Source organism: Shewanella sp. A22, from assembly GCF_053850585.1.
This window is the reverse complement of sequence record NZ_JBSQBN010000046.1, coordinates 17,356-30,675: the sequence shown is the minus strand read 5'-3', so window position 1 is coordinate 30,675 and position 13,320 is coordinate 17,356. Positions and strand designations below refer to the sequence as shown.

General features: G+C 39.3%; 13 protein-coding genes. 4 read left to right on the top strand and 9 right to left on the bottom strand.

What is annotated here, in order from left to right:
• Positions 1 to 259: 259 nt before the first annotated feature.
• From mutT to pilB, 7 genes are all read right to left on the bottom strand, one after another.
• On the bottom strand, positions 260 to 658 hold the full coding sequence (gene mutT / locus ACWXWT_RS10350) for an 8-oxo-dGTP diphosphatase MutT (protein WP_456041506.1): 399 nt from the start codon (positions 656 to 658) through the stop codon (positions 260 to 262).
• Positions 659 to 680: 22 nt separating this feature from the next.
• The gene (yacG, locus tag ACWXWT_RS10345; protein ID WP_456041505.1) at positions 681 to 893 is read right to left on the bottom strand and encodes a DNA gyrase inhibitor YacG; all 213 of its coding nucleotides are present in this window, start codon (positions 891 to 893) and stop codon (positions 681 to 683) included.
• 42 nt (positions 894 to 935) lie between these two features.
• Positions 936 to 1,670 carry a cell division protein ZapD gene (zapD, locus tag ACWXWT_RS10340; RefSeq protein WP_456041504.1) on the bottom strand — a complete coding sequence of 245 codons (735 nt, stop codon included), beginning with the start codon at positions 1,668 to 1,670 and terminating at the stop codon, positions 936 to 938.
• The gene (gene coaE / locus ACWXWT_RS10335) at positions 1,663 to 2,292 is read right to left on the bottom strand and encodes a dephospho-CoA kinase (protein WP_456041503.1); all 630 of its coding nucleotides are present in this window, start codon (positions 2,290 to 2,292) and stop codon (positions 1,663 to 1,665) included. Before coaE ends, zapD begins: the two co-directional genes overlap by 8 nt.
• The gene (locus tag ACWXWT_RS10330; RefSeq protein WP_456041502.1) at positions 2,289 to 3,203 is read right to left on the bottom strand and encodes a prepilin peptidase; all 915 of its coding nucleotides are present in this window, start codon (positions 3,201 to 3,203) and stop codon (positions 2,289 to 2,291) included. The genes coaE and ACWXWT_RS10330 overlap by 4 nt, the downstream gene beginning before the upstream one ends.
• Positions 3,204 to 3,235: 32 nt before the next feature.
• Positions 3,236 to 4,501, bottom strand: a complete 1,266-nt coding sequence (locus ACWXWT_RS10325; RefSeq protein WP_456041501.1) for a type II secretion system F family protein — start codon at positions 4,499 to 4,501, stop codon at positions 3,236 to 3,238.
• A 98-nt stretch (positions 4,502 to 4,599) separates the two neighbouring features.
• Entirely contained in the window at positions 4,600 to 6,306 is a 1,707-nt protein-coding gene (gene pilB / locus ACWXWT_RS10320) for a type IV-A pilus assembly ATPase PilB (protein ID WP_456041500.1), read from the bottom strand.
• A gap of 333 nt (positions 6,307 to 6,639) precedes the next feature.
• Between pilB and ACWXWT_RS10315 the strand changes: the two genes are divergently transcribed.
• Complete coding sequence (locus ACWXWT_RS10315) at positions 6,640 to 7,998, top strand: O-antigen ligase family protein (protein WP_456041499.1); 1,359 nt, start codon at positions 6,640 to 6,642, stop codon at positions 7,996 to 7,998.
• A 233-nt stretch (positions 7,999 to 8,231) separates the two neighbouring features.
• Here ACWXWT_RS10315 and ACWXWT_RS10310 read toward each other — a convergent pair whose 3' ends face one another.
• Both ACWXWT_RS10310 and nadC read right to left on the bottom strand, forming a co-directional pair.
• The gene (locus tag ACWXWT_RS10310; protein ID WP_456041498.1) at positions 8,232 to 8,579 is read right to left on the bottom strand and encodes a prepilin-type N-terminal cleavage/methylation domain-containing protein; all 348 of its coding nucleotides are present in this window, start codon (positions 8,577 to 8,579) and stop codon (positions 8,232 to 8,234) included.
• Between the two features lie 1,101 nt (positions 8,580 to 9,680).
• The gene (gene nadC, locus ACWXWT_RS10305; protein ID WP_456041497.1) at positions 9,681 to 10,562 is read right to left on the bottom strand and encodes a carboxylating nicotinate-nucleotide diphosphorylase; all 882 of its coding nucleotides are present in this window, start codon (positions 10,560 to 10,562) and stop codon (positions 9,681 to 9,683) included.
• A gap of 198 nt (positions 10,563 to 10,760) precedes the next feature.
• Here nadC and ampD point away from each other — a divergent pair, with 198 nt between their 5' ends.
• The 3 genes from ampD (at position 10,761) to pdhR (ending at position 13,254) form a co-directional block, all read left to right on the top strand.
• On the top strand, positions 10,761 to 11,315 hold the full coding sequence (gene ampD, locus ACWXWT_RS10300; protein WP_456041496.1) for a 1,6-anhydro-N-acetylmuramyl-L-alanine amidase AmpD: 555 nt from the start codon (positions 10,761 to 10,763) through the stop codon (positions 11,313 to 11,315).
• Positions 11,316 to 11,391: 76 nt separating this feature from the next.
• On the top strand, positions 11,392 to 12,243 hold the full coding sequence (gene ampE, locus ACWXWT_RS10295; RefSeq protein ID WP_456041495.1) for a beta-lactamase regulator AmpE: 852 nt from the start codon (positions 11,392 to 11,394) through the stop codon (positions 12,241 to 12,243).
• 258 nt (positions 12,244 to 12,501) lie between these two features.
• The gene (pdhR, locus tag ACWXWT_RS10290; RefSeq protein ID WP_456041494.1) at positions 12,502 to 13,254 is read left to right on the top strand and encodes a pyruvate dehydrogenase complex transcriptional repressor PdhR; all 753 of its coding nucleotides are present in this window, start codon (positions 12,502 to 12,504) and stop codon (positions 13,252 to 13,254) included.
• Positions 13,255 to 13,320 lie beyond the last annotated feature (66 nt).

The following is a 13,320-nucleotide window of genomic DNA, read 5'->3' as shown; positions in this document are numbered from 1 at the left end:
GATTACAACGAAATTGTCGAGTATTGCTGTCTAGCGTGGAATAGATTCATATCGTGTAAAAGCCGAGTGAGAAAACTATGCCAAAGAGACTGGGCAAATCTGGGAAGACTTTAATCATAATTGGTATTAGATGCTTTCATAATAGAATCACTATTCGCTTCAATCATCTGCCTTGCCTACAGCTCTTTGAACTCCCGCTGAAAGATCACATATTTAATAGGATTGGTATAAGCAGGAGAATCTGGTGGTTTTTTGGGGGTTATAAACGTAACGTTAATAGTTTATCTACAATCGCCTTATTGGCTTCGGGGAATTCATATTCAGAGATGGTTTGTTGTTCAACCCATTCTATTTGTTGCCCCTCAACGCCAGTGGCTTGGCCATCGAAATCTGTCACCAAGTGAATATCAAGTCTTACCTGCTTATCTGGATAGTCATGACGGATGTCCATAAATGCTGTGGTGCTGCTTACATCAATATTGACTTCTTCTTTCAATTCTCGAGTCAGCGCTTGCGTTACCGTTTCATTTTTTTCAACTTTACCCCCAGGAAATTCCCATTTTCCACCTTGGTGTAAATGATCATGGCGCTTGGCGATTAAGATCTGTTTATGTTGATTTATGATAACGCCGACAGCAACATGGATTCTTTTTTGCATGTTTGGTCCTTATTAATTGAACTTATTGTTTGAAGAAGTCTTCTTCCTCAAATCCAATATCATCAAGCATATCAGGATCGATACTATTCTTAACTGGAATGACATGCTTTTCGCTGGCCCAATCACCAAGGTCGATGAGTTTACAACGTTCACTGCAAAAAGGTTTAAATAGTGATTTATCATTCCATTGCACTTGGATGTGGCAAACAGGGCAATTTACTACTGTTAAAGGCATAGTCATACTTGGTTATTAATGTTGTTAGTGATGGTAATGTGTTTACGAGCAGGTTGCTAGTGAGAACTCAATAGTTTTACTTGTATGGCGTTGTAAATTGAAATCTACAAAATGAATGGCGTAACGATTTCGGTGGCCACTTATGGTTGGGTAGCAATTTTGGTTTGGATTTATTTTTACTCGAATTATTGAAAGCGGTTTTGGTGAGTCACCTTGATAGAATCCAGCTTGAGCGTGATACAAGTTGAAATCAGCGGAGTGTCTTATCAAGTCTAGTAATAGTGTTATTGGTGCTAAAATTGGCTGATACTGGTGAAGCCAACCTTCGAGGTCTTGCTGTCTAGTTTGCCATGTTTTTCCCAGCCAGAAATGGAGCTGGGGTAAATCAAAATTACAATATGCACCTGTCATATTTACTCGCTGTCGTAATGCAGAGAGAAATTTATCCTGTTTAAGGCAACAACCAATTCTGTCTTGTGTTTGCAGTGGTGTTTTTAATGCGTTGAGTTTTTCAATAAGTTGATCAACTTGAACATTATCAACGCTTGTGTATGTTTGCCAATGCGAAATTAATTGAATTTGTTTTTCAATATCTTTTAATATATCAGTGCGGTAGTCACAGCGTTCTGTTAGCTCAGCAAGAGAAAACAAAGGGGAAAAGCATTGATGTTGGCTATCTTGTTTAACATGCTGCTGCAATTGTAAGGCGAGATTCTCTATGCGTAAATAACTACGTATTTTTTCATTTAATGGTTGTTCGTAGATTAAATCAGTCATTGACGTTAGTTTCTAAATTGGCTGCATATTGTAAGTATTGTTGGTGCAGACTGAATACTTGACTGCGCAACAGCTCGTGTTCTCCTTGATTATCGATAATATCATCAGCCAGTGCTAGTCGTTGTTCTCGCGTTATTTGACTTGCAAGAATATGCTCAACTTGTTCTTTACTGACACCATCACGTTGCATCGTCCTTGAAATTTGTAATTCGGGTGTAATATCTACAACCAAAGTTGTATTAACTAAACTATCTAATTGATTCTCAAATAGCAAGGGTACAACCATGATGACATAGGCTGAAGTCGATGCTTTAACTTGGTCGAGCATTTTTTTGCGGATCATGGGGTGAAGTAAATTATTAAGCCATAAACGTTGTTGCGGATTATTGAACACTTGCGCTCGTAGGGCGGCTCTATCGAGGTCTCCATTGGCTAACAGGATAATGTTACCAAAGTGTTCAGTTATAGCTTTGAGCCCTTCTGAGCCAATAGCGACAACATCTCGAGCAATGATATCGGCATCTACTAAGTCTATCCCGTATTCGGCAAATAGCTTAGCAACAGTAGTTTTGCCGCTTGCAATACCACCAGTCAGTCCGACAACAAACTTATCTTTAATCATAGTGTACTTAGATACCAGTTAAGAATATCTTGTCCCCAGATTAACGCTATCCAACCCGCTGCGGCTATATAAGGGCCAAAAGGAATGGGATTACCTTTATTGAGCTTTTTAGCGATGATCATCGTTATACCTACTACAGCACCAACCAGTGAAGATAATAGAATAATTAATGGTAGCATCTGCCAACCTAACCAAGCACCGAATACTGCTAACAATTTAAAGTCACCGTAGCCCATGCCTTCTTTGCCAGTAACTAGTTTAAATAACCAAAATACAGACCAAAGGCTTAAGTAACCCGCCGCCGCGCCAATAATGGCATCTTCAGGGCTGGCATAAATACCTTTAAGGTTAATCATTATTCCTAACCAAAGGATGGGTAAAGTGAGTTGATCTGGTAATAACATTTCATCCAAGTCGATGCCAGTTAAAGCGACTAAGAAAAACGTTAGAATACTGGCATAAAAAAATTGCCATGTTGGACCGAAGTGCCAAGCTAATGTGGCAATTAATATCCCAGTTAATAATTCAATAATAGGGTATCTGACTGAAATAGCTGTTTTGCAATTAGCACATTTTCCCCTAAGGGATAACCATCCCCAAATAGGTAGATTATGCCAAGGTTTAATGTTCGCTTTGCATTTAGGGCATGCAGAGCCGGGCACAACGAGATTGTATTTTGCAGGATAAGGATCGATGGCTTTATTTAATCGTTCGTTGCCTACTTGTTTGACTATGTCAGGATGATATTCATTTAAATAGAAATTGCATTCGCTTTGCCATTCTCGTTTCATCATAACGGGTAAGCGGTGAATGACGACATTGATAAAGCTGCCAATTGTGGCTGCAAACACAAAGCTAATAGTAATAAATACCCACGGGTATTGGTTCATTAAAGAGATAAATTCAGTCATTTTTTCTTTTTTATTTAAGGTGTTATTTTATGTTAACCAACAATATTACCCATCTGGAAAATTGGCAAGTACATAGCAACAATCAATCCGCCGACAACAGTACCAATAACCACCATCATTATCGGTTCTATAAGGCTAGATAAACCATCAACTGCATCATCAACTTGCATTTCATAAATGTTGGCGACTTTATTAAGCATTTCATCTAAGCCTCCTGACTCTTCCCCAATCATCACCATTTGAATTAACATGTCGGGAAATAGACCTGTAGTACGCATTGCCACATTCATTTGCATACCAGACATAACCTCTTGGCGCACTTTTAATAACGCCTTGCGATAAACGTAGTTGCCTGATGCGCCTGCTGCAGACTCTAAACCGTCTATTAACGGAACACCTGCTGCAAAAGTCGTCGATAATGTACGAGCAAATCGAGCCATTGCTGCTTTGTGGAGAATATTCCCAAGTGCTGGAATTCTTAATATTAACTCATCAATTCTGTTCCGGAAGGTTTGTGAGGTTCTATGAGCTCTTTTGAACAGCCAAATACTTGCAATTATTGCAATGAGAAAGAAGTACCATGAGACTTGTAACCACCGAGATAGGCTTACTACAAGCTGAGTAAATGCTGGCAGTTCTGCACCAAACCCTTTAAAAATATCTTCAAATTGTGGTACCACAAAAAGTAAAAGTAATACAGTTACAGCAATCGCAACAATTACCACTGCAGCGGGATAAAACATTGCTTTTTTTATTTTAGATTTTAATTGCTCTGCTTTTTCTCGATACGTCGCAATTCGATCGAAAACAGCATCCAAGGAGCCAGAGTGTTCACCAGCAGCGACTAAGTCAACATACAAATCGTCAAAATATAATCTGTGGGGTCTGAGTGAATCTGATAATGGGATGCCAGATTGAACATCCGATAAAATGGTTCCTAATAGCTCTCTGACTTTTGCCTTTTCATGGCCTCGGCCAAGTAGTTCAATGGTTGTGACTAGCGGAACACCTGCGGCTAACATCGTTGCAATTTGCCGTGTGATCATTGCAATGTCCATTGCCGAAATCTTTTTCTCAGATTTAAATAATGGCGCAGATTTTTTGCGCACCCCTTTAGGGGTAACACCTTGTGCTTTTAACACGCTGCGAATTTCAGCTATAGTTGATCCTTTCAATTCACCTGAAGTGCGTTGACCATCGCGGTTAATGCCTTTCCATTGGTAGGTGAATACTTTCGGCTGGTGCTTGGCTGTTTTTTTCGCTTTTGGCTTTCTTTTTGTTTTTGCTGTTGTAGCCATTTAGCAAGTCCTTCTTTTTAAGCTACTTTGGCATTAAATAATGGTTACTAAGATATAATAGTAACAATCCATTAAATGGTTGAATTACTATAGCTGAATTAAAAACTCGTCACACGGTTAATTTCGGCGATACTCGTCATGCCATTAATGACTTTTAGTAAACCCGATTGACGTAAATCGCGCATACCTTGTTGTTTAGCTTGGCTGGCAATTTGTAGCGAGTTACCGCCTTCCATGATAGTGCGAGCAATCTCATCACTCATTTTCATGACTTCATAAATCCCCACACGGCCTTTATACCCACCTGAACAAAGTTCGCATCCTATCGGTTTAAAGGCAGTGAATCCTTTTAATATATCGTCTTCAGTAAAACCTAAGCGTCGTAATTCTGCGTCGGGAATATCTTCAGGTTGCTTACATGAAGGGCACAAGCGTCTTGATAGTCTTTGAGCGATAATTAGATTCACTGAACTTGCAATATTATAACCTGGTACACCCATGTTGATTAAACGGGTTAACGTTTCTGCTGCAGAGTTGGTGTGCAGCGTTGATAATACTAAATGGCCCGTTTGGGCTGCTTTTATGGCGATTTCTGCCGTTTCTAAATCTCGGATCTCACCCACCATCACCACGTCGGGATCTTGGCGTAAAAAAGACCTTAGCGCTGATGCGAAAGTTAAACCGGCTTTTAAATTAATATGAACTTGGTTAACGCCTTCGAGATTAATTTCAACCGGGTCTTCAGCTGTAGATATGTTTCGCTCTTCTGTATTAAGTATATTAAGGCCGGTGTATAAAGAAACGGTTTTACCAGACCCAGTTGGACCGGTCACTAGAATCATGCCTTGAGGTTTGGCGAGCATTTCTTCGTACAATAGACGTTGATCATCTTCATAGCCAAGTTTTTCGATACCGAGCTGCGCGGATGATGAATCTAATATACGCATTACAATTTTCTCACCCCAAATGGTGGGCAAGGTACTGACACGAAAATCGATAGATTTGGTTCGCGACAGTTTCATTTTTATACGGCCATCTTGCGGGACGCGACGTTCTGCAATATCGAGTTTTGACATTACCTTTAAACGGGCTGAAATTCGGTTGGACAGGTTAACTGGTGGCTCAGATACTTCATGTAAGATGCCGTCGATACGAAAGCGAATACGGTAACGTTTTTCGTAGGGTTCAAAATGTAAGTCAGAAGCCCCTTTGCGGATAGCGTCGGTAAGGATTTTATTAATATAAATAACAATAGGGGCATCATCGCTGCTTTCGCCTGTGGGCTCATCTCGCCTTTCGCTATCCGTGACCTCCATATTGGCAAGCGCTTCTTCGTCTGCCCCTGCTAAGTCTAAACCTGAAATATCGTCTTCAATGATCTTCTCGAGTGCTTTTAGCAGCTTATCATCTTCAACAAGAATAGCTTCTGCATGTAAACCTAAGCTAAATTGAAAATCTTCAAGAGCTGAAATGTTAGTTGGATCTGAGGTCGCAATATAGAGGCGATTACCGCGCTTAAATAAAGGCAAACATTTATGCTTTTCAATCAGTTTTTTGTTAAGAATATCCTCTGAGATACTCACAACATCAAACTCATTTAAATCAAGCAACGGGGTACCATATTCTTCGTAGCACAATTCCGCTATTTCGCGCGATGATAAAACTTTGGATTTAACTAGTGTACTAACTAAAGAATGTTTCGACTTTCTTGATTCCGATATAGCATTAGACAATTGCTCTTCGCTAAGTAGTCCTTTGCGAATGAAAAGTGTCGATAATCCTAAATGTAAGTTAGTAGAAGACATGGGGGCTCCAGTTGTACCCAAGGGCTAAAATGATAACTTCTTTTTTGGAGATTGTCATTTTAATCGATTGAATAAACTATCATTTGTAATGCTAAATAGATATGTTCCAGAATGAGTTGTGTAAGATAGAGTGTTGAAAAAAGTGGTTTGGCGCTCGTTATACGCTAACTAAGGTATTGTGCAAATATTAGTACTGTTATTGTTGATATATCTATAACGACTCAGATGAACATGCAGCTTAATGCTGAATTTTATGCATAGTACTTAAAATATATTGGACAGGTATAACTCAAAGGTTACAACACCGTAGAGCATCTTAAGGGAGGGACGTTTGTGCCATTAAAGGTTTATTCGATAGGGGTATTCATTTTCCTTGGGTGCTTTTTTTTACTTGGAACGGTATTTGCCGGGAAATTTGGCCATTTTGTTGCCATTGAGAGTGAATACGATATCAAGCGCTTTATTGTTATTGGTTGCATTTGGTTATTTTCGCTGATTTTTCCCTTTATTAAGGATGTTAAATTTATTAAGTTTTCGACATTTACAAAGGTATTTTTCATTACTTTCATTACATTGGCGGTTTGCTCTGCATGGCTGAGTAAACACCCATTTTGGAGCGTGATGGAGATTGCTAATATTGGATTGTTAATCAGTGCCTTTATCATATTTACAAGCAGTATGAGATCTTTTGATAGAGATAAGGTTCACTTTTCGATATATGCTTGTGCTGTATTATTTTCTATTTTTACTTTTGTTAAATACATTCTTTTTTTAATATTTTCTTATGCTGATGCACAAAGCTTTGATATTCATGGGCTCATTTCAGGGTATGTCAATGTTCGTTTTTTTAATCAATTACAAGTAATGATTATGCCGGTGCTTTTTTTGCCATTTTTTAACTCAAAATTGGCTAAGTTCAAAAGTATTTCTTTTATTGTCATATCATTGCACTGGGCAGTGCTTCTACAGACTAGCGCCCGTGGTGGATTACTTTCTCTTATTCTCGCATCAAGTTTAATCACATTGTTTTTATCCACCGACAGCCGTAAACAATTTATTGCCATCTTGTTGAAAACTTTGTTAGTTGGCATCAGCTTATGGCTCGTGTTTATTATCATCATTCCATACTGGTTAATGGACAGTGCAAACTTACAAATAAGAACCACCAGTTCAGGGCGAATAGATTTATGGTGTTATATTTTACAGTCTATTCCAGAACATCTATGGTTTGGATTCGGGCCAATGAGCTTTACGTGGGCAGAGGGTAAGCCGCTACCGCACGCTCACCCGCATAACGCTGTTATGCAGTTACTTTATGAATACGGCGTTATAACCTGTATTGCCATTACTACATGGGTAATCAGTCGGGTATACAACAGATTGGTAATGTTAAAACAGCTTAAAAACGTCTCAATAATTCCAATTGTCTATGCGATATTAGCTGGGCTTATTTACTCACTTTTTAGTGGTGTGGCCGTTATGCCGTTTGCACAAGTATTGTTTGTATTTCTGTTGACTATGTCGATGTCATATGATGAGAGTGATGCTTATAAGCTTGGACGACTGACCCGAATAGGGTTGTTTTTGCTGATATCTGCTATCAGTTGTTTGCTACTAGCTACATATAAGCATCAAGAATTGTTACCCGCCATGTTTCCTCGGATCTGGGTTAATGGGTTAATTAGCTACTAGGCATAATTATGAGTAAATGAATTTTGTTGGTACTGATATTCTGTTAAAACTTTGATTATATATTATTTAATATAACTCTGTGTTTGAATATTAGATTAGTGATGATTTATAAAAAGAGTTTTAGCACTAATTTAGCAGGAGCATTTTGAAATGGTGAATACACTATTAATTATTTAAAAGCTAAAAAAACACCCTGAAAGCAGAGTGTTTTTTAGATAATCATATTAAATCAATTAGGTTGCTGCTACACAAGAGGCAGTCGCCATAGTACATGTAATATCTTTTTGCGGATTTGAATCAGATTTATAAACTCTTGTCACATCACCATCGGCTGCTACAGGGCCACTGGCGCAAGCTGCTGCTGCATAGACAGGGAGCGTTATGTCTCCAATATCGGCTGCTGCATATGCTTTTTCAAATGCAGAAGCTTCAGCTAAACAAGAGTTAGTTTTACCTTTGTTTACATAATCTTTATAAGCAGGCAGTGCGATTGCTGCAAGAATACCGATGATCGCGACTACGATCATTAATTCGATAAGAGTAAAACCCTTAGCGTTTTTGATTTGGTTAATACCTTTCATGTTTCTCTCCGTAAATAGGCTGTGGCAGTATCAATCCTAGATAATTTAGCACACTTCTGTGATTTCAGTGTGCTAAAGGCAATCCATATGCCTTATGCCTTGCAGACACAATGAGTGACGTGTAGTGCCACGATATTTTAAATGTCGCCGCTTATACATAATGCTTATGACACTGCGAAACAATGACGTAAACTTGTGTATTAATGATGACGATAGTTAACTTTTTACTTTTACATTTTACGTTAATCTGTTGTTACTCATGCCATAGCAGTGGGCCTTAACATTTCTGTTTATTCACAACATCAATATCTTAAGCTTAGTTGCTATAGCACATGTTATCAACTTGACAATAATCAGCGATGTTAATCATCGCTTCATTGCGCCAATATGACATTTCGGCGAGCGCTACATACCGTGTTACAACAAATCACTTTATCAAAACGTCATCCAGATGCTTAACCTAGCCATTATAAAATGTTACGAAATTGATGGAAAGTATATGTTATGTGTAACGTTACTATTGCAGTACAAGACCGAAAGGCCAGCTTGCCTGACATAAACGTTAGTATAAACTGCTTAAGAAAGGAATAGGTTTGCCATGCAAATTAAAAATAAATGTCTAAAAATGCACTGTTTTCACATTTTCAGTACTTTATGCGCTATAAGTTTTTGAGTTGTAATCTGTCAAAGTAAACTTATTTGACAAAATCATAACAATAGTCATTTTGATGACGCTTGAAATTGACGTTTAACTCGAATGAGTATGGCTTGCATTATGATTAAATCATTTGTTGTTACTCGCTTCAACTTGAGTGTTATGCCAAGTATTCTTGCTTATGGTTAATGCGTAAGTGGAGTTATGCCTTAACAACGGCGATGTCTAACGGTGAGTACGACGGTTACTTGTTAGCGCCAACTTGAGATCATAGGTGGAAACATTAAGCTAATAATACGTTGCACTATTATTTCCCTTGCAGAGATAGTTAGTATTTTTAGGTTCACTAATTACCTCTGCTTGGGTTGTGACTGTTAAGTGTTCACATGCTATGCATGTCCTAGTGAAAGGCAATCAGCAGTATTTGCTCATTACCTTTAGATAAGTCACTCGCTTTTTAGTCTTAACGATAAATCTAATGCTTTGACGTGCTTCGTCAATGCTCCCACAGAAATAAAATCCACACCAGTTTGAGCGAAACTTGCGAGGGTATCTAAGGTGACATTGCCTGACACTTCTAATTTGGCCCCTTTACCTTGGTCTTTATAGCGATTATTAAGACTAACCGCATCAACCATCATGGTGACATCGAAGTTGTCGAGCATGATGATGTCTGCGCCGCCATCAAGTGCTTGGGTTAATTCATCAAGTGATTCAACTTCTACTTCAACAGGTTTTTGGTTATCTAATGCGCGAGCGGCTTTAATCGCTTGTGAAATTCCGCCAGAAGCCATGATGTGATTTTCTTTAATGAGAAATGCATCAAATAAGCCAATGCGATGATTGTGTCCCCCGCCGCAGGTGACTGCGTATTTTTGTGCGGTGCGAAGCCCTGGAATGGTTTTACGAGTATCGAGTAATTGAGTATGGGTACCAGCAAGTTTATTGACATAGAGCTTGGTTAAACTGGCAACGCCAGATAAGGTCTGAATAAAGTTCATCGCCGTGCGTTCGCCTGTTAAGATGGCGCGTGCCGGGCCTGACAGCTCACACAGCACTTGATTCGGGACCACTAAGTCACCGTCATCAACATGCCAATGAAGTACAACTTCACTACCGAGTTGATTGAATACTTGCTCTGCCCACGCTTTGCCGCAAAAAACGCCATCTTCGCGGGTGATTAACACCCCGGACACGTGCTTATCTGCGGGAATAAGCTGTGCGGTAATATCAGCATTGAGCATATCGTAAATGGTATTATGGGCTGTGTGACCTAAATCTTCATCAAGTGCTGTTTGCACAGCATGACGGATGTCGTTTTCTAACATAAGCAAAGTCCTTGCTAAAGAGCGTAATAAAGCTAAACAGTATCTGCATTAAATGAAGTGTTTGCTGCAGAAAGCATTTAGTAAAGATTACCATAACTCGGCTATATACTGACACTACTGAGGTAAGCAATTTTCAGCATTGGTATTCTCGTTTAATACTGTTAAATTTATACAAAAATGGTTAGTTTAAGGATGGATATGGCAAAAGGCTTATTGGAACAAGGTTGGTTGGCGGGAGCCAGAAAATGTATGTCGCCACATTTTAATCAGCGACCTACCGCAGAAGTAAGTTTACTAGTGATCCATAACATAAGTTTGCCAGCTGGCTGCTTTGGATTGCCATACATCGATGCCTTATTCCAAGGCTGTTTAGATCCTAAAGCTGACGATAGTTTTATTGATTTGTGCAGCTTGCAAGTGTCGGCACATTTTTTGATTCGACGTGACGGCGAAGTCGTTCAGTATGTTAGTTGTGATGACAGAGCATGGCATGCTGGGGTGTCTGAGTTTAATCATCGCACTGGGTGCAATGATTATTCCATTGGTATTGAGTTGGAAGGAACAGATAGTAGCGGTTATACCAATGAACAATATGATCAATTAATCCTATTAACATTGGAGATAATGGCGCAGTATCCTATGATTAATGTTAATAATATTGTTGGTCATTGTGATGTTGCTCCAGGACGTAAAACAGATCCCGGCGTGAGCTTTGATTGGTCTCGATATAAGCAAGCTATTATGGTTGTTTAAGTTTGTTATAGTGCTTGTAAGTTAGGCATGGCTGTTAAATATTGGCAGCAACATAATTGGTGTAATAAGGATATTCATGGCGTTATTTTCATTGTTAGTCGCAATTTTAGTTGAGCGTTTGAAGCTTCTGCCAAACAGTCTGCAGTTCGATAGTGTAATGGCTCGTTACCAAAAAATGTTCTGGGATCGCCCATCGCTAAAATCAACATTGAACGTCGCAATCGCCATGATGCTACCGGCTCTGTTGGTCTTGTTAATTAGTATTCTACTCGACGGTGTTTTTTTTGATTTATTGAGTTTATTTTTTTGGGTCATCATTGCGATAGTCTGCTTTAGTCACCAATCCTTACGGCAAGTATTTAAACAGTACATTCAAGCTGCATGTAGAGGTGATGTACAAGCATGCTATCGATATGCTGGTGAATTAGACTGCACTGAAAGTTTGGATGTGGTTGATGAACAAGATTTAGGTCGTAAAGTTGGGCAAATAGTTGCGTGGATTAATTATCGTTACTACGGTGTAGTGGCATTATATTTGATATTTTTAGGCCCTGTAGGGGCGGTATTGTATTGCACCGTGCGTTATTACAGCGAGTACAACAATAAGAATCAGCTTGAAATGCCATTCGTTGAACACGTGCAGATGATATTTGATTGGTTGCCGAGCCGGGTGTTTAGTTTTGGGTATGTGCTTAGTGGTCAATTTAGTACTGGATTAAGCGTTTGGCGTCAATATGGCTTAAATGTAAAAAACGATGCCAAAACAATTGTAACTTACACGGCTTTAGCGGCTGAGTCTTTACCAGAAGCAGGTGATGCACCACTTAGTGTGCAGTCCACATTGGCGTTACTAGCATTGAGTAAACGCAATTTTATGTTGCTGCTGACTTTAGTCTCAGTGTTAACGATATTTGGTGTTGTGAGTTAGCAAAACTCAATTCGCATCATTAAGCATAGAGAATAAGATGACGAATTGGTTTTATTTTTTAACAATATAGATAAATGGTCTGACCCCCAGAGTATAAATATTGGTTATGCTCTGTGCTTGAGCGTTTTAAACAAAGTAATTTTCATATGTCAATAAGCAGATGGCTAGACATGACATGTATGATTTGATAAAGTGCGCTCTCTCATATTAATTGGTAAGACCAATTGACAATTGCTTTTTTAGGGAGCAGGGCGCCAGATGGCTTATATTAAAATTAACCAGCCAAAAATCTCTGATGTGATCATGGAGCAGTTAGAGCGAATGATCCTTGAGGGCAGTTTGCAACCTGGTCAGAAACTACCTCCAGAACGCGAACTCGCGGTACAATTTGAAGTTTCTCGTCCTTCATTGCGCGAAGCGATTCAAAAATTAGAAGCTAAAGGGTTGCTGATGCGTCGTCAGGGCGGTGGCACCTACGTAAAAGAGCAGTTATGGCAAAGTCTTGCCGATCCTATCGTTGAATTAATGCATAACGATTCTGAAAGTCAATATGACTTACTTGAATTCCGTCACGCCACAGAGGGCATGATGGCGTATTTTGCTGCATTGCGCGGTACAGATGCAGACATGCAAAGCATTAAAAAAAGAATTAATGAAGTAGAAGCTGCAACAAGTATTGAAACGAAAGCATCTGCAATTGTGCATTTTTATCGCGCAGTTGCTGAGGCGTCACACAATGTGGCTATGCTCCATTTAGTCTTAAGTTTAACCCCTGTGCTACATAAAAATGTGGCACAAAACTTGGAACTTTTAAGCAGACGCGAAGAAGCTTCCACCATGGCAAATGATCACAGACGAGCATTGCTGGCTGCGATTATACACCGGGACCCAGACGCTGCGCGTGAAGCTTCGAATGAGCACTTAAGCTATATCGAAGAAGTCATGCTGTCTGTAAGAGAAGAAGACAGTCGGTTGCAACGTAGTTTGCGCCGTTTAAAGAGCGGCGTATAAAAAGTTGTTGTGTCAACAAGCAACCACTCAAGCCGAAATATAACCCGTATATAGAGAAGGACTGCG